The sequence below is a fragment of the Amycolatopsis sp. lyj-90 genome, assembly GCF_046549035.1.
Lineage (GTDB): Bacteria > Actinomycetota > Actinomycetes > Mycobacteriales > Pseudonocardiaceae > Amycolatopsis.
Genome location: NZ_JAJPWP010000017.1, coordinates 55,346 through 73,901 on the forward strand (window position 1 = coordinate 55,346; position 18,556 = coordinate 73,901).

General features: G+C 68.5%; 18 protein-coding genes. 10 read left to right on the forward strand and 8 right to left on the reverse strand.

Features of this window, described 5'->3' with window-relative positions; all coding sequences use genetic code 11:
- Nucleotides 1–7: 7 nt before the first annotated feature.
- From ACLJPX_RS42840 to ACLJPX_RS42850, 3 genes are read right to left on the reverse strand one after another with little or no spacing between them, the layout of a single operon-like run.
- Nucleotides 8–754 (reverse strand): ABC transporter permease, encoded by a 747-nt coding sequence (locus tag ACLJPX_RS42840; RefSeq protein ID WP_410605873.1) that lies wholly within the window; start codon nt 752–754, stop codon nt 8–10.
- Complete coding sequence (locus ACLJPX_RS42845; protein WP_410605874.1) at nt 751–1,785, reverse strand: alpha/beta hydrolase family protein; 1,035 nt, start codon at nt 1,783–1,785, stop codon at nt 751–753. Before ACLJPX_RS42845 ends, ACLJPX_RS42840 begins: the two co-directional genes overlap by 4 nt.
- Nucleotides 1,782–2,699 carry an ATP-binding cassette domain-containing protein gene (locus tag ACLJPX_RS42850; protein ID WP_410605875.1) on the reverse strand — a complete coding sequence of 306 codons (918 nt, stop codon included), beginning with the start codon at nt 2,697–2,699 and terminating at the stop codon, nt 1,782–1,784. Before ACLJPX_RS42850 ends, ACLJPX_RS42845 begins: the two co-directional genes overlap by 4 nt.
- Before the next feature lie 135 nt (nt 2,700–2,834).
- Between ACLJPX_RS42850 and ACLJPX_RS42855 the strand changes: the two genes are divergently transcribed.
- Complete coding sequence (locus ACLJPX_RS42855) at nt 2,835–3,623, forward strand: ion transporter (protein ID WP_101612660.1); 789 nt, start codon at nt 2,835–2,837, stop codon at nt 3,621–3,623.
- 4 nt (nt 3,624–3,627) lie between these two features.
- Here the strand turns inward: ACLJPX_RS42855 and hrpB are convergent, their stop codons facing one another.
- Nucleotides 3,628–6,018 (reverse strand): ATP-dependent helicase HrpB, encoded by a 2,391-nt coding sequence (hrpB, locus tag ACLJPX_RS42860; RefSeq protein WP_410605876.1) that lies wholly within the window; start codon nt 6,016–6,018, stop codon nt 3,628–3,630.
- Nucleotides 6,015–6,842, reverse strand: a complete 828-nt coding sequence (locus tag ACLJPX_RS42865; RefSeq protein WP_410605877.1) for a glutamate ABC transporter substrate-binding protein — start codon at nt 6,840–6,842, stop codon at nt 6,015–6,017. Before ACLJPX_RS42865 ends, hrpB begins: the two co-directional genes overlap by 4 nt.
- Nucleotides 6,843–6,933: 91 nt before the next feature.
- On the opposite strand from ACLJPX_RS42865, the gene ACLJPX_RS42870 reads away from it, so the two are divergent.
- Entirely contained in the window at nt 6,934–7,422 is a 489-nt protein-coding gene (locus tag ACLJPX_RS42870) for a MauE/DoxX family redox-associated membrane protein (RefSeq protein ID WP_410605975.1), read from the forward strand.
- Between the two features lie 2 nt (nt 7,423–7,424).
- The gene (locus ACLJPX_RS42875; protein ID WP_410605878.1) at nt 7,425–8,219 is read left to right on the forward strand and encodes a DsbA family protein; all 795 of its coding nucleotides are present in this window, start codon (nt 7,425–7,427) and stop codon (nt 8,217–8,219) included.
- A gap of 77 nt (nt 8,220–8,296) precedes the next feature.
- Here the strand turns inward: ACLJPX_RS42875 and ACLJPX_RS42880 are convergent, their stop codons facing one another.
- Nucleotides 8,297–9,181, reverse strand: a complete 885-nt coding sequence (locus ACLJPX_RS42880) for a LysR family transcriptional regulator (RefSeq protein WP_410605879.1) — start codon at nt 9,179–9,181, stop codon at nt 8,297–8,299.
- A 131-nt stretch (nt 9,182–9,312) separates the two neighbouring features.
- Between ACLJPX_RS42880 and ACLJPX_RS42885 the strand changes: the two genes are divergently transcribed.
- Nucleotides 9,313–11,142, forward strand: a complete 1,830-nt coding sequence (locus ACLJPX_RS42885; RefSeq protein WP_410605880.1) for a glycoside hydrolase family 3 protein — start codon at nt 9,313–9,315, stop codon at nt 11,140–11,142.
- A 5-nt stretch (nt 11,143–11,147) separates the two neighbouring features.
- Nucleotides 11,148–11,963, forward strand: coding sequence for a ThuA domain-containing protein (locus ACLJPX_RS42890; protein ID WP_410605881.1), 816 nt, complete (start codon nt 11,148–11,150; stop codon nt 11,961–11,963).
- A 117-nt stretch (nt 11,964–12,080) separates the two neighbouring features.
- On the opposite strand, the gene ACLJPX_RS42895 is transcribed toward ACLJPX_RS42890, so the two are convergent.
- Together ACLJPX_RS42895 and ACLJPX_RS42900 are read right to left on the reverse strand one after the other, a co-directional pair.
- Nucleotides 12,081–12,788 carry an RraA family protein gene (locus ACLJPX_RS42895; protein ID WP_410605882.1) on the reverse strand — a complete coding sequence of 236 codons (708 nt, stop codon included), beginning with the start codon at nt 12,786–12,788 and terminating at the stop codon, nt 12,081–12,083.
- Between the two features lie 9 nt (nt 12,789–12,797).
- Nucleotides 12,798–13,745 (reverse strand): hypothetical protein, encoded by a 948-nt coding sequence (locus ACLJPX_RS42900; RefSeq protein ID WP_410605883.1) that lies wholly within the window; start codon nt 13,743–13,745, stop codon nt 12,798–12,800.
- Between the two features lie 180 nt (nt 13,746–13,925).
- Here ACLJPX_RS42900 and ACLJPX_RS42905 point away from each other — a divergent pair, with 180 nt between their 5' ends.
- The 5 genes from ACLJPX_RS42905 to ACLJPX_RS42925 are packed head-to-tail and all read left to right on the forward strand — an operon-like array spanning nt 13,926 to nt 18,512.
- A complete protein-coding gene (locus ACLJPX_RS42905; protein WP_410605884.1) occupies nt 13,926–15,119 on the forward strand; it encodes a lipid-transfer protein in 1,194 nt (397 codons plus the stop codon).
- Between the two features lie 21 nt (nt 15,120–15,140).
- Nucleotides 15,141–15,572, forward strand: a complete 432-nt coding sequence (locus ACLJPX_RS42910; RefSeq protein ID WP_101612668.1) for an SRPBCC family protein — start codon at nt 15,141–15,143, stop codon at nt 15,570–15,572.
- Nucleotides 15,569–16,414 carry a MaoC/PaaZ C-terminal domain-containing protein gene (locus ACLJPX_RS42915; RefSeq protein ID WP_410605885.1) on the forward strand — a complete coding sequence of 282 codons (846 nt, stop codon included), beginning with the start codon at nt 15,569–15,571 and terminating at the stop codon, nt 16,412–16,414. Before ACLJPX_RS42910 ends, ACLJPX_RS42915 begins: the two co-directional genes overlap by 4 nt.
- A gap of 11 nt (nt 16,415–16,425) precedes the next feature.
- Nucleotides 16,426–17,295 carry an SDR family oxidoreductase gene (locus ACLJPX_RS42920; protein ID WP_101612670.1) on the forward strand — a complete coding sequence of 290 codons (870 nt, stop codon included), beginning with the start codon at nt 16,426–16,428 and terminating at the stop codon, nt 17,293–17,295.
- Nucleotides 17,292–18,512, forward strand: coding sequence for an acyl-CoA dehydrogenase family protein (locus ACLJPX_RS42925; protein WP_410605886.1), 1,221 nt, complete (start codon nt 17,292–17,294; stop codon nt 18,510–18,512). The genes ACLJPX_RS42920 and ACLJPX_RS42925 overlap by 4 nt, the downstream gene beginning before the upstream one ends.
- The last annotated feature ends 44 nt before the right edge of the window (nt 18,513–18,556 follow it).

The window sequence follows — 18,556 nt, forward strand, 5'->3', positions numbered from 1 at the left end:
TCCCCGCTCAGGCGTCGCGTCGCCGGAGCACGGTGGAACCGGCGGCGAGTCCGGCCGCCGCCCAAGCCGTGCAGAGCACGATGCCGATCCAGGGCGAGTAGGGCGCGATGCCGCCGAAGATGGGGTTCGGCTCTCCTGCGGAAAGCATCGCGTTGACGCCCGCGAAGCCGGGGAAGTAGTTCACGAGGTCTTCGCCGCCCAGTGAACCGGCGAACATCGGGATCATCACCAGCAGCACGAACATCGTCACGATCGTCCCCGCCGTGCTCCGCAGCGCCGTCCCCAGGCCGAGGCAGAGCAGGCCCAGCAGTCCGAAGTAGCCACCCATGCCCGCGGCGGTCGTGAGGACATCGCCCACCGACGATTCCCGCTCGGGGATCAGCGGTGCCGAGACCGCCACGCCGAGGAGCGTGTTCAGGACGCCGTAGCCGAACAGGACCGGCAACAGGACCGCCGATTTCGCCGCGAGAAGCCGGTTCCGCACCGGGATCCACTGCAAGGTCGAGCGGATGCTGCCGCTGGCGTATTCACTCGTGATGAACAGCGCCGCCAGCGCGACCACGGCGAATTGCGTGAGGTAGAAAGCCGCCCCGGTCACCACGGCGTGCGGGGCCATCGAGCGTTCGACGCCCGCGTGCGCGGCCAGGCCCAGCGCGCCGGAGTAGGCGATCATCAGGACGACCCCGAGGCTCAGGCACCACCACGTCGAGCGGACCGACCAGAACTTGGTCCATTCCGAAGAGATCGCGTTCATCGTGCGCTCCACTGCTTGAAGAAACCGGTCAGCCGGTCACGGAAGAAGTCCAGCGCCTTCCGCGAATCGATCGAGCCGTACTGGTTCTCGACCTCGGTCGGCGGGATCCGCGGCCGCAGCCCCAGTTGGTCGATCAGGATCGCCGCGTCGGTCACCGACGAATGGCCGCTGTCCTCGACCAGGAACCGCTCTTTCGGCCCGGTGAGCCGCGGCCAGGTCTCGTCCCAAGTCGGGCTGAAGTGCTTCTCGCCGATCGGACTCGTCAGGAGAAGCACTGGCCGGTCGAGGGAAACGGTGCCGTAGAAGGGGCCGTCGACGTTCACGCCCGCTTTGATCCGCCGGTCGGCGACCATCGAGGCGGCGGTCGCCGAACCACCGGCGGAGTGACCGGCCATCCCGATCTTCCCGGCGTCGATCGACCAGCGTGAGTCCTTCAGCAGGGTGTCGATGACGAACGACGTGTCGATCGCGCGGTTCGCGATCGCGGCGGGCCACGGGTCGTCCGGACGCCCACAAGCGACACACTGACGCAGCCCGTCGGGGAACTCCGTCGCCCAGGCTTCGTGGGCGTGGTCGATTCCGGCGACCACGAATCCTTGTGAGGCAAGGCGTTCGGCCATCGCGGTGAGGGTGGTCCGGTTGTTGCCCGCGCCCGGCGACAACAGCACGAGCGGACGCCGTCCCGGTAGGGAAGGCGCGTTCTCCCTCGAGTGGACCCGCACCTTGCTCAGCGTGTCCGGCGGCAAATCGAGCTTCCGCCCGGCGACCGCGGCCGCAGATTCCGCGTGCGTCATGTACAGCGGCGCCCGCCCGACCGGGAAGGCCGGGTACCAGACGTTGACCATCAGCTCTCGGCGCTTCTCGGGCACCCAAGGATCGGCTCGTGCCTGGTCGGTGAGGTGCAGCGTGCGCAGTCCGATCGGGACCGGGCCACCCGGCGCGGGCAGCGACAGGTTCGGTGCCGCCGACGCGGCCGTCGGCACCCCCAGCAGGCCGGCGATCACCGCCACCAGGACCATGAGTGACTTCATGCCGCGACTCCCGTTCCGTATTCGACCGACGACGCGGTCAATTCCATGTAGGCCTGTTCCAGCGACGCGGTCCGTTCGGTCAGCCCGTGCACGCGGATCCCGAGTTCGTGCACCGCGTCACCGACACGGTGGACGGGCAGGTCGTGCACGATCAGTTCGTCCCGGTCGGCTTCCGTGGTCGCGCCGAGCGCGCGCAGACGCTGTTCGAGCGCCCGGAGTTCCCCGGGAACGGGCACCCGCACCGCGACCGACGTCCGCGAATTGCCCGCGATGAATTCGTCCACCGGGGCGTCGGCGAGCAGCTTTCCCTTGCCGATGACGACCAGCCTGTCCGCGGTCAGCTGCATCTCGCTCATCAGGTGGCTCGAAACGAACACCGTGCGGCCCTCCGCCGCCAGCGAACGCATCAGCTGCCGCACCCAGCGGACGCCGTCGGGGTCGAGGCCGTTGACCGGTTCGTCGAACATCAGCACGCCCGGGTCGCCCAGGAGCGCGCCGGCGATGCCCAGCCGTTGTCCCATGCCGAGTGAGAACGTCCCGGCTCGTTTGCCCGCGACATCGGTGAGGCCGACCGTCGCGAGCACCTCGTCCACCCGGCTCGCCGCGATCCCGTTGCTGCGCGCCATCGCCAGCAGGTGTTTGCCCGCGCTCCGCCCGGGGTGCAGTGCCTTGGCCTCCAGCAGCGCACCGACCTCACGCAGCGGATACCGCAGGTCCGCGTACTTCTCGCCACCGATGTGGACCTCGCCGCCGCTCGGCGTGTCGAGGCCGAGTGTCATCCGCATGGTCGTCGACTTGCCCGCGCCGTTGGGACCGAGGAAACCGGTCACCTTGCCCGGCTCGACGGCGAAGGTCAGCCCGTCGACCACCGTCTTCCCGCCATAGCGCTTCGTGAGTCCTCGAAGCGTGATCATCCGCGCCCTCCTTCGTGTACCGAAAGTTTCCGACGCGGGGACACGTGCGGGCATCGCCCCGAAGTCATCGGTCATCCCTTACTTTCGACAGGTGCCGCTCGGCACGAGTCACCCCGGAAAGGCAGAATCGGCGCCATGACCACCCGCGAACAACGGCGCGTCAATCCGCTCGACCTGGTGATGCTCGTGCTCGCCGTGTTCTCGGTCGGGCTGCTCGTCTACGTGACGTTCTTCCCGCATTCGGACGAGACGGCGCACACCGTCTTCATCATCGACACCGTGGTGTGCGGGATCTTCGCGCTGGAATTCCTGTGGCGATGGCGGCGCAACGGCTGGGAGAAGTGGTTCCCGCTGCGCAACTGGTACGAAATCCTCGGCATGATCCCGATCGCGCATCCGGCGCTGCGCGGGTTCCGGCTGCTGCGGATCCTGGTCGTGCTCGTCCGGCTCGCGCGCACGGCCGACCGCGCGTTCGGGGAGCGGTTCACCCAGCGGCTGGTCGAACGGCTTTCGCGGCCGATCGTGCTGGCGATCAAGAAACCGATCACGATCGCGGTGCTCGACGAGGTCGTCAAGGTGCTGGAAACCGGGAACTACCCGCAGAACCTCGCGCGGTCACTGGGTGACAACCAATCGCTGCTGCGGGGGATCATCGCCGAGAAGCTGAAGAACGACCCGCAGGCCGGACGGCTTTCCAAGCTGCCGTTCCACGACGAGGTGGTGCGTTCGGTGATCGACACCGCGATGCGCGTGATCCTCGAAGTGCTGACGGACCCGCGGATCGACGAGTTCTTCGCGCATGTCGTGCGGGAGAACCGGGAGCAGATCCGGAGCGCGGTGCAACTCGGGCTGAACGAGAAAGAGGACGACGAGGAGCTGGCCGCGCAGCTGCCGACCAGGCCTCAGCACCAGATGATGGACTGAGCGGTCACGTCCCGCCGCGCCGCGTGGTCCGCCGCGTGGGCGCGGCGCCCAGCGGGTCTTCCGGCCAGGGATGCTTCGGATAGCGCCCGCGGAGGTCGGCGCGTACGGCCGCGTAACCGTTGCGCCAGAACGACTCCAGATCCGCGGTGACCGCCGCGGGCCGACCGGCGGGCGAGAGCAGGTGCAGGACGACGGGGACGCCCGCCAGCTCCGGCGTCGCGAGCCAGCCGAAGGTCTCCTGCAGTTTTACGGCCAGCACCGGCTGCTCACCCGAGTAATCGACCCGGATCCGCGAACCCGACGGCACCTCCAGCCGGTCCGGCGCCAACTCGTCCAAGCGCGACGCTTCCGGCCAGGGCATCAGCCCACGCAACGCGGCGCCCGCGTCCAGCGACGCCAGGTCCGACCGGCGGCGCGCCGAGCCGAGATCGAGCCAGCTGTCCATAGTGGACAACAGGGCGGCTTCGTCGACCGCGGGCCAAGGCGAGCCCAGCACTCGATGCAGGAAGGAGAGTCGTTCGCGCAGTCGCCGCCCGTCCTCCGACCAGCGCAGCAGGCCGAGCCCTTCGGTGCGCAGGCCGTCCAGCAGCGCGGCGCGGATCGCGTCCGGCGCGGGGGAGCGCAACGGCTTCTCCGACAGCACGATCGCCCCGAGTCGCCGCACTGAACGCGCCACGACATCCCCGCTCGCCCAGTGCACTTCGTCCACCGTCGAAACGAGATTCGGCGCCGCGCGCACGGCGAGGGCCTCGTCGGCGGGGGCGGCCAGCCGGATGATGCCCTGCGCGCGGCCGGGATCGCGGGTCGCTTCGGCCACCGCCAGCCATTCGACGTCCGCCAGCCCGCTGCCGCGCGGCAGTTCCGCCGCCGTACCGCCGGCCATCAGGTACACCGGCGTGCCCGCGGAACGCCGCCGTGCGAGCCGCTCGGGATGCGCCAGGGCCACGACCAGCGCAGGGTCGGACGCCTTGCCGCCGTCGGGGACCAGCTTGGTCAGCCGCCGCACGTCGGACTTCCAGCGCCCGTCGTCCCGCACGCGCCGCAGTTCGGCTTCGAGATCGGTCAGCGTGCCGCCGCTGTCCAGCAGCGCGACGACCTCGGCCGCCGAACGCGCGTTGGTCCGCGCCGCGCCGTCCAGCAGCGCCCGCGCCAAGCGCGGATGCAGGCCGAGTCCGGCCATCTTTCGGCCGCGTTCGGTCACCGTGCCGTCTTCGGTGGTCGCCCCGAGGGTGGTCAGCAGCGCGCGACCGGCGGCCAGCGCGCCTTCGCCCGGCGGATCCCACCAGGACAGGCCGGAACCGTCCGGAGTGGACCAGCACGCGAGTTCGAGCGCGAAACGCGCCAGTTCCGCCGTCCTGATCTCGGGTTCGGGATAGGCGGGCAGGGAACCCTGCTCGTGCGCCGCCCAGCACCGGTACGCGCGCCCCGGCGCCTCGCGCCCGGCCCGGCCGGTGCGCTGTTCCGCGACCGCGGCCGAAACACGGATCGTCGCCAGCCCCGGCAGTCCGCGCCGGTGATCGACGCGGGGGACCCGGGACAGCCCGCAGTCCACCACCGCGCGGACACCCGGCACGGTCAGGCTGGACTCGGCGACCGACGTCGAGAGCACCACCCGGCGGCGGGCGCGCGGGCGCAGCGCGTCGTCCTGGCTCGCCGCCGAAAGCCGCCCGTGCAGGGGCAGCACGTCCGCGTCCAGGCCACCGAGCATTCCGCTGACCCTGGCGATCTCACCGGCGCCGGGAAGGAAGGCGAGGATGTCACCGTCTCCTTCGGACAGTGCTTTGTGGATCGCGCGGACCACGGTCGTCTCGATCCGCTCGCCACGTGCGGGCGGAGAGTACGAGACGTCGACCGGATAGGTCCGCGCGTGCGCGGTGATCACCGGCGCGTCCCCGAGCAGGGCCGCCAACCGTCCGGCGGCCACGGTGGCGGACGTCGCGAGCAGCCGCAGGTCGTCCCGCAGCCCGGCGCGCACGTCCAGCAGCAGCGCGAGCAGTAGATCCGCGTCGAGGTGGCGCTCGTGGCATTCGTCGAGCAGGACGGTCGACACCCCGGCGAGTTCGGGGTCGCCCTGCACCCGCCGGACCAGCAGTCCCGAGGTGACCACTTCGATCCGCGTCGAAGACGACACCTTCCGGTCTCCGCGCACCGAGTAACCGACCGTCTCGCCGACGCGTTCGCCCAGCAGGGACGCCATCCGCGCCGCCGCGGCCCGTGCGGCCAGCCGCCTCGGTTCGGCGACGATCACCCGGCCTTCGCCGTTGTCCAGCGCGAGCGGCACCAGGGTGGTCTTACCGGTTCCAGGGGGCGCGACGAGCACGGCGGTGCCATGGGCGTCGAGCGCGGCTTGGAGTTCGGGCAGGACGGCGCGAACCGGCAGATCGGGAAGGATCACTGCTCGGTGACCTGCGGCGGGGGCGGGATCCGGTAGCCGGACGGGCCGATGTTGCGGTTCAGCGAGTCGAGCCAGTCACCGGAAGAGATCATCTTCTGGATGGCCCTGGCCACCGCCGCGCGGCCCTCGGTGTCACCCTTGCGCAGGCCGACGCCGTATTTCTCCTTCGAGAACGGCTTGCCGACGACTCTCAGCAACTCCGGGTTCTGCGCCACGTAGCCCGCCAGGATGACGTCGTCGGTGGTCACCGCGTCCACCTGTCCCGCGAGCAGCGCCGTGACGCAGTCCTGGTAGCGCGGGTACTCGACGAGCTGGACGGCCTGGGCGAACTTGTCGCGCACCTGCTCGGCCGAGGTGGTGCCGCCCACGGCGCACAGTTTGCGGCCGTTGAGGTTCTCGGGACCGGTGATGTCGGTCGACCGGAGGCGGACGAGCAGGTCCTGGCCGGTGTCGAAGTACGGCCCGGCGAAGGCGACCGTCTGTTTCCGTTTTTCGGTGATCGAGTAGGTCGCCACGATCAGGTCCGTCACCCCGGATGTTATGTCCGTCTCGCGCGACGACGGCTTGCTGTCGTGCCAGGTGATGTGATCCTGGTCGACACCCAATTCGCTCGCGATGTACTTCGCCACGTCGACGTCGAAGCCGACGTACCGCCCGTCGACCGTCCGTTTGGAGAGTCCCGGCTGGTCGAAGCGGATGCCGATGGTGAGTTTGTTGGACCCGACGGCGCGCGCGACGAGGGAATCCGCCGGACCGGCCTCTTTGCTGCAGGCCGTCGTTGTGACCAGCATCAAACAGACCATCAGCAGGGCGCGTCCCCTCATCGGGTACCTCCGTCCGCCGCCTCACGTTGTTCTCAGGGTCGACGGCTAGCCTAGGCCCGTGCGTAGACCGTCCCAAGTCGTGCTCGACGCCGTGGGCACCCTCGCCCGGCTCGGACTGGCCGCCGTCTGGTTGATTTCCGGAGCGCTGAAGATCAGCGATCCGGGGCAGACCTATGTCGCCGTGCAGGCGTTCGACGTCCTGCCGGACGGGCTCGTCCGCCCGGTCGCGATCGGGATGCCGATCGCCGAACTGGCGCTCGGCCTGCTCCTGCTCGCCGGGTTCGTGACCCGCTGGGCGTCGGTGCTGTCGGTGCTGCTGCTCGCGGTGCTCATCGCCGCGATCGCCCAATCGTGGGCGCGCGGGCTGAGCATCGATTGCGGCTGCTTCGGCGGTGGCGGTCAGATCGCCGCGGATCAGACGCAGTATCCGCAGGAGATCGCCAGGGACCTCGGGTTCGCCCTGCTGGGTGTCTGGCTGATCGTGCGGCCGCGGACCTGGCTGTCCGTGGACGGCTGGCTCGGGAACTCTCGGGTCCCCGCCGACGACGACTATGTGGGTATCGCTGAAGGGAACGAATAATCGTGGGTGGAGCTGAGCGCAACGCTCGGAAACGCAAGCAGCAGCAGACGGCTTCGCGCTCGGTGGCGCAGGCCAGGGGCGTCGCGGGCGGCGACAAGAAGAAGGTCGTCGCGATCACGGTCGCGGTGGTCGTGCTCGCCGCCCTGGTGATCGGCGGCGTGATCTGGACGACGTCCAGCAAGGACAGCACCGAGGGCAAGGTGATCGCGGCGCAGTCGGGCACCTGGGCGGCGGGTGTCGTCGAGAAGCGCGACGGGGCCGTCGTGACCGCCGGCAAGCCCGAGGCGAAGAAGACCATCGACGTCTACGCCGACTTCCTGTGCCCTATTTGCAAGCAGTTCGAAGAGTCGTTCAAGGGACAGATCGAGGAGCAGGTGAACAACGGGACCCTGCAGGTCCGCTATCACATGCTGCCGATGCTGAACCAGCGTTCCGACCCGCCGGGCTACTCGCTGGACTCCGCCAACGCCTCGCTCGCCGCGGCCGACGCGGGCAAGTTCATCGCCTTCCACGACGCGCTGTTCAAGGACCAGCCGCAGGAAGGCGCGCGCGGATTCGACAAGGCGCAGCTGATCAAGCTCGGCCAGGACGTCGGCATCACCGACCCGGCCTTCGCGACGGCGATCAACACCGGCGCTTACGAGCAGCAGATCCAGGACGCGTACAAGAAGATCTCCACGGATCCGTCGCTGCAGCAGGACTTCGGCAACGGTCCCGGCTTCGGCACGCCGACGGTCGCGTCGAACGGGCAGGTCGTGAAGCTCGAGCAGGACTGGGTGAAGAAGGTCGTCGGCTAGTTTTCGCCGCGTTTCGTCCTCTAGTTGCGGTAGTTGCGCGTGCAAGGACCGCAACTAGAGGACGAATTGCGGGGGAGTCAGGGGCGCGAAGCGGAGGCGACGGACGCGAAGGCCTGTACGCGGGCCGTCTCGGCGGAGCGCGGCCAGACGAGGCCCCACTCGACGTCGGGGGAACCGGCGAAGGGCACGAAGCGGATCCGGGGATGCGAGAAGTACTCCTGCGCGTGCGCGGCGAGCGGGCAGATTCCGGCGCCGGTGGCGATCGCGGCGAGCAGTTCCTGAAACGTCGCGAAGGGTTTGCCCCGGGTCACGAGATGTCCGGCAGGCGTCAGCCATTGCCGCGGTTCCTCGAACCAGTACGGCTCCGGCGGATGTGCCGCGCGGAGGACGGTGTCGCGCGCGAGATCGTCCAGGGTGACTGACTTCCGTCGCGCGAAAGGGTGTTTCGACGACACCGCGAGCACCATCGGTTCGGTGTGCACGGCCGGTCCGGTCGCGAGATCGGCTTCGTCGACCGGAAACAGGGTCACCAGGACGTCGATCTCACCCGATCGCAGCATCGCGAACGGGTCGGCGAACTCGGCCTCCCGGATGAGCAGTTCCGTGCCGGGATGACGCTGCCGGAAGCGGTTCAGGAGATCCTCGGTCAGATCGGCGACGCCGGGGGCCTCGAAGCCCAGCCGCAGCACGCCGCCGATCCCGCGCCCGGCCGCGACCGCGCGTTCGACGCCTTCGTGCAGCGCGCGGTACGCGGGGCCGAGGTCGTCGCGCAGCCGTTTGCCGATCGGGGTGAGCTGGACCCGCCTGCTGGTGCGGGCGAACAGCGGGGCGCCGATCCGGCGTTCCACCTGTTTGATCGTCTGGCTCACCCGTGCCTGCGAGACGTGCAGCCGCTCGGCGGTGCGGCCGAAATGCAGCTCGTCGGCCAGCGCCAAGAAGATCTCGATGTCCCGCAGTTCCATAATCCCCAGGTTATCGATCCGGGCCGGTGTCGGTCACCGGGAACCGTCTTTTCCGCAGGTCTAGACCATGCGACCTCCATCATGCGTTAATTCAAGCCTTGAACTTACGCATGGTGTCGAGGAGGACCCGGATGCGGAGATTCACCCTGGGGATAGTGACGGCCGCGCTGGTGCTGGGGTCGCATACCCCGGCAGTCGCCGGAAACGGCCCCGCTTACCGGGACGCCTGGCGGCCGGTGAAAGTGCGCGTGGCCGATCTGCTTTCGCGGATGACCCTCGACGAGAAGATCGGCCAGATGACGCAGGCCGAGCGGCTCGGGATCAAGGCGCCCGGCGACGTCACCAAGGGCATGCTCGGTTCCCTGCTCTCCGGCGGCAGTTCCCAGCCGACCCCGAACAACGCGGTCACCTGGGCCGACATGTACGACAACTTCCAGAAGGAAGCTCTCGCGACCCGGCTCGGCATTCCGCTGATCTACGGTGTCGACGCCGTCCACGGCCACAACGGGCTCTACGGCGCCACGGTCTTCCCGCACAACATCGGCCTCGGCGCGACGCGCGATCCCGCGCTGGTCGAGAAGATCGGCCGCGCGACCGCCGAAGAGGTCTCGGGCACCGGAATCGACTGGAACTTCGCGCCGTGCCTGTGCGTCGCGCGCAACGACCGGTGGGGGCGCACGTACGAATCCTTCGGCGAGGTGCCGGAAATCGCGTCCGCGATGACGACGGCCATCGACGGTATGCAGGGCCGTTCGCTGTCCGCGCCCGGATCGGTGCTCGCGACCGCGAAGCACTACATCGGCGACGGCGGCACCACCGGGGGCGACGACCAGGGCGAGACCGACATCAGCGAAGCCGAACTGCGCGCGGTGCACCTGCCGCCGTTCCGCGAGGCCGTCCGCCGCGACGTCGGCTCGGTGATGATCTCCTACAGCAGCTGGAACGGCCTCAAGATGCACGCCGGTTCCTACCTGATCAACGACGTGCTCAAGAAGGAACTCAAGTTCTCCGGCATCGTGATCTCGGACTACAACGGCATCGACCAGATCGACCGGCAGCCGGGCTTCACCCCGGCCGAGGTCACCGCGTCGATCAACGCCGGCATCGACATGGTGATGGTGCCCTTCGAGTACCAGAAGTTCATGGACACGCTCAAGGCCGAAGTCCTCGCCGGGCGGGTCACGCAGGCGCGGATCGACGACGCGAACAAGCGCATCCTGACGAAGAAGTTCGAGCTGGGCCTGTTCGAGCGGCCGCTGACCGATCGCCGGTTCCTCAAGACCGTCGGCAGCGACGAGCACCGCGCCCTCGCGCGGCAGGCCGTCCGGCAATCGCAGGTGCTGCTGAAGAACGAGAACCGGGTACTGCCGCTGGACAAGTCGCGCAACCGGATCTTCGTCGCGGGCAAGAGCGCCGACGACATCGGGAACCAGAGTGGCGGCTGGACGGTCGGCTGGCAGGGCAAGAGCGGTCCGGTCACCGAGGGAACGACCATCCTGCAAGGGATCCGGCACACCGCGAAGCCGTCGTCCACGGTCACCTTCGACAAGGACGCGAACGGGATCGACAAGTCCTACGACGTCGCCGTCGCGGTGGTCGGGGAGACGCCGTACGCCGAAGGCCGCGGTGACAAGCCGGAGGGAATGGGGCTCGACGCCGAAGATCTGGCGACCTTGAAGCGGCTGCAGGACAGCGGCGTCCCGACGGTGGTGGTGCTCGTTTCCGGGCGGCCGCTGGACATCGCCCGGCAGGTGCCGGCTTGGGACGGGTTGATCGCGTCGTGGCTGCCCGGCTCGGAAGGCCAGGGCGTCGCGGACGTGCTCTTCGGCGACTACAACCCCACCGGCAAGTTGCCGGTGACCTGGATGCGCAGTGCTGACCAGCAGCCGATCAACGTCGGCGACGGAAAGTCCGGGCTGTTCCCGTTCGGGTTCGGCCTTCGCTATCGGCATGGGTGGTGAGCAAGATGAAGAAAATCGCGGTCCGGCTCGCTCTGCTGTTCGTTTCGTGTCTCGCACTGGCGCTGGCGCCGGTGACGGCACAGGCGGCACCCGCGTTCAAGGTGCTGGCCTTCTACAACGGCACCTACGACGCGGCGCACATCAGCTTCGTCAAGGAAGCCAACCAGTGGTTCCCGAACACCGCTTCGCAGAACAACTTCAGCTACACCGCGACCAACAACTGGAACCAGCTGAACTCGCTGCAGCCTTCGCAGTACCAGGTCGTGCTGTTCCTGGACGACCTGCCGCAGACCTCGTCGCAGCGCGCGGGCTTCGAGCGCTACGTGAAGGCGGGCGGCGCGTTCTTCGGTTTCCACGTCGCGGCGTTCAACACCAATCCGTCCACTTGGGACTGGTACCACAACAGGTTCCTCGGCACGGGCGCGTTCAAGTCCAACACCTGGGGGCCGACGACGGCGACGCTGAAGGTGGAGAACCGGCCGCACCCCTCGACCACGCGGCTGCCCGCGACGTTCACCTCGTCGGTGAGCGAGTGGTACGCCTGGAACAGCGACCTGCGCAAGAACCCGGACATCCGGATCCTCGCGTCGGTGGACCCGGTGAGCTTCCCGCTGGGGACCGACCCGAACCAGTCCTGGTACAGCGGGTACTACCCGATCCTCTGGACCAACAACAAGTACAAGATGCTGTACGCCAACTTCGGCCACAACAAGATGAACTACGAGACGAACCAGCCGCTGTCGTCGACCTTCGGCAGTGAGGTGCAGAACCGCTTCGTCATCGACGGTCTGCTGTGGCTTGGCGGCGTGAAGACTTCGTAAGTCCTGTCCGTGAAGGCCTCCTTGCCTACCCTGAAGGTAGGGAAGGAGGCCTTCGCGGACAGCTCGGCCCGGTCCCCCCCAGCACCCAGTCGCGCGGGCGATACCAAAGGTCCCTTGCTACTCCTCGATGGCGCCGCCGACCGATCGCAGGTGTTCGCGGAACGTCAGCGAAGGCGTCTTCGCGCGCTCCGCGAGGAAGTCGGCGAAGCGCACCTGCTCGCGAAGGGACTCTCCGGCGCGGATCCGCTCGGCCTGGAGCCGTTCGGTGTCGCGGATGCCTTCGGCGCGGTCCAGGACCTCGTCGGCCCGGTCGGCCGCGATGAACAGGACCCCGTCCTCGTCGCCGAACACGAGGTCGTCCCGGGTCACCGTCCATTCGCCGACGACGGCCGAGTCCAGCGCGCCGTCCGGGCGGGCCGAGACCGAGAGCGGGCCGGTCGGGATCGAGCCGAGGCTGAACACGGGCAGGCCGATCTTCTTGATGTCGGCGGTGTCGCGGTGCAGGCCCCAGATGACGACGCCGCTCAGCCCGGCCGCCTCCGCTTCGAGGACGGCGAGGTCTCCGACGCAGCTTTCGTCGAGTCTTCCGCGGTTGTCGACGACGAGGATGTCGCCGGGGTTCGCGGTTTCGTACGCCTCCAGGAAGACGTCGACACTGCCGACGTGCCGGGCGGGGGCGACCCGCCCGGCCACGCGGCCGCCGGGCACGACCGCGTGCGTGCCGGCGGGCGCGCATCGGACCGGTACGCCCGCGCGGACGCAGCCGTCGGTCAGATGCGCGGTGGTCAGCTGGGAGAACCGCTGACGAAGCTCCTCGGGATCCATATCCCGACCTTAGCCACGGCGCCACACCACAGGAGCGTTCTCGTAGCCGCCCTGCAGCGCTCCCGCGACCTCGCCGTTGTCGCCCACGACGACGCCGTGCCCCTGAATGGGCGCGGGGAGCGTCGTGATCGTGCCGCCCGGTGACCACACCGCGGGGGTCCTCGGTGAGATGTAGCCCGTGACCAGCCCGGATCCGTTGAGCGCCGTCGTGTACATGCCGCCCGGGATCTCCTCGGAGGTGTCGATGGACGACCAGAGCCGGTCGCCCAGCTGAGTCGAGGCCAGCACCTTCCCGTTCCGGATCGCGATTCCCCTCGATTCGCGAAGGCCCTCGGGGAGGACGAGTTGCCTCAGCACGCCTTCCTTCCAGAGCCAGGTGCCGCCGAACTGTTCGTTCAGCAGGATGGTGCCGTCCTGGTCGATGTCGACGGGGGAGAGCAGCGGCGGGACGTCCAGCAGCACCGGGTGCTCACGGTCGCCGGACGGCCAGAAAGCGGAGGTGGAGCCGTAGCGGATGTCGTTGAACACCGTGCCGACGACGTCGCCGCGGTCGTTCGTGCCGAGGGCTTGCGTGTTGTAGTAGCCCGGAACCTTCCCCAGGAACCGGAAGTCGCCGTTCTCGAAGGCGAAAGCGTGCTTGCCCGGGTAGCGGCTCCCTTCCGGGTAGTAGACGGCGTTGCCGAGGACCGAACCGGACGCGTTCTCGTCCACCGCTTCGACCGAGATGTAGCCCGCCGGGAGGCCGCGGTCCTGGAAGGTCCCGCCCGTCCAGGTGATCAGCCGCCCGTCGTAGGTCCCCGCGTAGCCACCGGCACCGTCCGTCGTGGTCACTCGCGCGGCGGCGCCGCCGGGCGGCAACGGCAGGTAGCTCATCGTCCATTCGCTCGCCGACGCGGTGCCCGCCGACAGCAGTCCGGCGGCGACGGTGGCCGCCATGACCAGGCTCGTACGTTTCATCGAAACCCCCTGTGAGTCGTGTCCACCCTGTTTAACGGGGGTGTGAGCCGGCCGTCTGCGTCACCTGACACTGAGCGTGCCGTAAGTAACATCCGTGCAGGATTGTATGTAAGGGGTTGATAAATACAGACCTGTCTGTATCTTCAGTTCCAGTAGCGACCGGCAACGACAAGGAGCGTCGTGGTGGCCAACAAGGTGTACGTCGTCGGCGTGGGCATGACGAAGTTCGAGAAACCCGGACGCCGCGAGGACTGGGACTACCCGCAGATGGCCAAGGAGTCCGGGACCAAGGCGCTCGCCGACGCCGGGATCTCGTTCGACGAGGTGCGGCAGGCCTACGTCGGCTACGTCTACGGCGAGTCGACCTCGGGGCAGCGCGCGGTCTACGAGCTGGGCATGACCGGCATCCCGGTGGTCAACGTCAACAACAACTGCTCGACCGGGTCGACCGCGCTGTACCTGGCCGCGGAGGCGATCCGGGGCGGCCGCGCGGACTGCGTGCTCGCGCTCGGGTTCGAGAAGATGCAGCCCGGATCACTCGGTTCGACCTACGACGACCGCGAGCAGCCGATGGGCAAGCACCTCCAGGCGCTCGCGGAGATCTCCGAGGTGCTCTTCCCGCCCGCGCCGTGGATGTTCGGCGCGGCGGGCCGTGAGCATATGAAGACCTACGGCACGACCGCCGAGCACTTCGCCAAGATCGGCGAGAAGAACCACCGGCACTCGGTGAACAACCCGTACGCGCAGTTCCAGGAAAGCTATTCGCTGCAGGACATCCTGGACTCGCGGATGATCTACGACCCGCTCACGAAGCTCCAGTGCTCCCCGACTTCGGACGGTTCGGGCGCGGCGATCCTCGCCAGTGAGTCCTTTGTGGACTCGCACGGGCTCGCGGACCAGGCCGTCGAGATCGTCGGGCAGGCGATGACCACCGACTTCGCCAGCACCTTCGACGGGACCGCGAAGAACATCATCGGCCACGACATGAACGTCCAGGCCTCGCGCCAGGTCTACGACCAGGCCGGGCTCGGACCGGAGGACTTCCAGGTCATCGAGCTGCACGACTGCTTCTCCGCCAACGAACTCCTGCTCTACGAAGCGCTGGGACTCTGCGCCGAAGGGGAGGCCGGGAAGCTGGTCGACTCCGGGGACACCACCTATGGCGGGAAATGGGTCGTCAACCCGTCCGGCGGGCTGATCTCCAAGGGGCACCCGCTCGGCGCCACCGGCCTCGCGCAATGCGCCGAACTGACCTGGCAGCTGCGGGGAACCGCGGACAAACGCCAGGTCGACGGCGTCGAAGCCGCGCTGCAGCACAACATCGGACTCGGTGGCGCCGCCGTCGTCACCGCCTACCAGCGCGCCGTGCGCTGATCTCACCGAAAGGGAAGAACCATGGGCAAGATCAGTGCCTCCGTCGAACTCCCCGCCGCTCCCGACAAGGTCTGGGCGGAGTTTTCCAACCCCAACAACTTCGAGAAGTGGCTGACCATCCACACCAAGTGGAAGGGCGAGGTCCCGGCCGAGTTCTCCAAGGGGGCGCAGGCTTCCGAGGTCGTCACGATGCTCGGGATGCCGAACACGATCACCTGGACCGTCGACGAGTTCGAGGCGCCCTCGAAGCTCGCGATCTCCGGGACCGGGATGGCCGGGGTGAAGGTCAAGTTCGAGCTGTCCGTGGAAGCGTCCGGCGACGGCTCGCTCGCCAGCATCGACGCGGAGTTCGCGGGCCAGATGATCATCGGCGCGCTCGGCAAGGCCGTCGAGAAGGACGGCAAGAAGAACCTCGACGCCTCCCTCGAGAACTTCAAGGCGCTGGTCGCGTGACCGACGAGCGGTTCGATCCCGCCGGGCTCGGCAAGTGGACCGACGAGTCCCGGTTCGAGGTGACCCGCGAACGGCTGATCGAGTACGCGAAGGCCACCAACGACCCGATCCCGGCGCATCTCGCCGGGGACGTCGCGAGCCCCGTGTTCGCGATCGTGCCGGTGTTCGAGTCGCTGATGGAACCCGCGCTGGAGGTCGTCCCGGTCGGGCTGTTCGGCCGGATCGTGCACGGGGAACAGGAATTCCGCTTCCACCGGCCGATCAAGCCCGGCGACAAGCTCGTGTCGCGGGCGCGGATGACCGGGTACGAGGGTCTCCCGAACGGCACCCGCGGCACCATCCACCTCGAATGCCGGACCGGGGACGGCGACCTCGTCAACGAGCAGTACGTGACGTTGTTCGTCCGCGGGTTCGACACCGGCGAGACCCGGGGCGAACTCGGGCCGGAGCACAAGTTCGACGACGCGCTGCGTGCACAGGCACCGGTGGCCGAGGTGAAGCAGCACGTCGACGACGACCAGACATACCGGTACGCGCCCGCCGCGGGCGACCCGATGCCGATCCATCTCGACGAAGAGGTCGCGAAGGATTCGGGACTACCGGGGATCATCGCGCACGGCCTGTGCACCATGGCGTTCACGTCCTGGGCGCTGCTGACCGAGGTCGCCGGGTCCGATGTGGACAGACTGAAGCGGTTCGCCGTCCGGTTCGCCAAACCGGTACTGCCCGGCCAGGACCTGACGACGCGGATCTGGCGCGCGGGCGCCGGGAGTCACGCGTTCGAAACCACCGTCGGCGAGACCGTCGTGATCAAAGACGGTCTCGCGGAATTCGCGGAGTAGGAGCCAAAGTCATGGGAGCACTCGACGGGCGGGTCGCCGTCATCACCGGCGCCGGTCGCGGGATCGGCCGCGAGCACGCGCTGCTGTTCGCGCGGGAGGGCGCGAGCGTCGTGGTCAACGACCTCGGCGGGGCGAACGACGGAAGCGGCGCCGATGTCGGCCCGGCACAGGAGGTCGCCGACGAGATCCGCGCGGCGGGCGGGAAGGCCGTGGCGAACACGGCCAACGTCGCGGACTGGGCGGGCGCCGCCGAGCTGGTCGCGCAGGCGGTGGACGAGTTCGGCAGGCTCGACGTCGTCGTGAACAACGCGGGCATCCTGCGCGACGCGTTCATCGCCGGGCTCGAGGAGTCCCAGTGGGATTCCGTGATCGCGGTCCACCTCAAGGGGCACGCGGCGGTGCTGCGGCACGCGGCCGCGTACTGGAAGACGGCGAGCAAGGCGGGCGAGCGGGTGGCGGGCTCGGTGATCAACACCGCGTCGGCCTCCGGGGTCACGCTGCCGAACGCGGGACAGGCCAACTACGGCGCGGCGAAAGCGGGGATCGCCGCGCTGACCCTGGTCGCCGCCGAGGAACTGGAACGCTACGGCGTGCGGGTCAACGCGATCGCGCCGATCGCGCGCACGCGGCTCACCCTGGCGACGCCGGGGATGGGCGCGATCTTCGCGCAGGAGGTGGAGGAAGGCGAGTTCGACGCGTTCTCCCCGGCCAACATCTCCCCGCTGGTGGCCTACCTCGCGACCGAGAAGTGCCCGCTCACCGGCAAGGTGTTCGCGGTGCAGGGTGGCGCGATCTCGGAACTCGCGGGCTGGCACGACGTCAAGGTGATCGAAACCGAGGAAGCCTGGGAGATCGACGACATCGCGGCGAGGCTGCCGTGATCGAGTGGTCCGAGACCGAACTGCTGATCCGGGACGCGATCCGCGAGTTCGTCGACAAGGAGATCCGGCCGCACGTCGACGAACTCGAAAGCGGGACGCTGCCGCCGTACGACCTCATCCGCAAGATGTTCGCCGCCTTCGGCATCGACGCGCTCGCGCGGGAATCGGTGACGAAACTGCTGGCGAAGGAGGGTGGCTCGGGATCCGGTGGCGGTGGGCTGGCGTTCGGTGGGCAGGAGGCGATGGCGCTCATCGCGGTGAGCGAACTGGCCGGGGTGAGCCTCGGCATCGTCGCTTCGCTCGGCGTGAGCATCGGCCTGACCGCGCAGACGATCCTGACCAAGGGCACGCGGGCGCAGAAGGAACGCTGGCTGCCCGGGCTGGCGACGTTCGAGAAGGTCGGCGCGTGGGCGATCACCGAGCCCGACTCCGGCTCGGACGCTTTCGGCGGCATGAAGACGTCGGTGCGGCGTGACGGCGACGAGTACGTCCTCAATGGACAGAAGACGTTCATCACCAACGGCCCGTATGCCGACACGATCATCGTCTACGCCAAGCTCGACGAAGGCAACGGCGCCGCCGTCCGTGATCGCAAGGTCCTGACCTTCGTGCTCGACAAGGGCATGCCCGGCCTCACGCAGGGCAAGCCGTTCAAGAAGATGGGCATGATGTCGTCGCCGACCGGCGAGCTGTTCTTCAGCGACGTCCGGCTCGGGCGCGATCGGCTGCTGGGCGAGTCCGAGAACAGCCGAGACGGCGACAGCAAGGCCGAGGTGAAGTCCGGCTTCGCCGTCGAGCGGATCGGGGTGGCGGCGCTGGCGCTCGGGATCATCAACGAATGCCACCGGCTCTGCGTGGACTACGCGAAGAACCGGAAGCTGTGGGGCCAGGAGATCGGGCGGTTCCAGCTGATCCAGCTCAAGCTGGCGAAGATGGAGGTCGCGCGGATCAACGTGCAGAACATGGTGTTCCAGCTGATCGAGACGCTGCGCGCGGGCAAGATGCCGACGCTGGCCGAGGCTTCCGCGATGAAGCTCTACTCGTCGGAGGCGGCGACCGAGGTCGCGATGGAGGCCGTGCAGCTGTTCGGCGGCAACGGGTACATGGCGGAGTACCGGGTGGAGCAGCTGGCCCGGGACGCGAAGTCGCTGATGATCTACGCGGGAAGCAACGAGATCCAGGTGACGCACATCGCGAAGGGGCTGCTGGGTCGCTGAGCGGGAGCAAGGGACCTTTGCTGTCGCGTGTGTCAGGAAAGGGT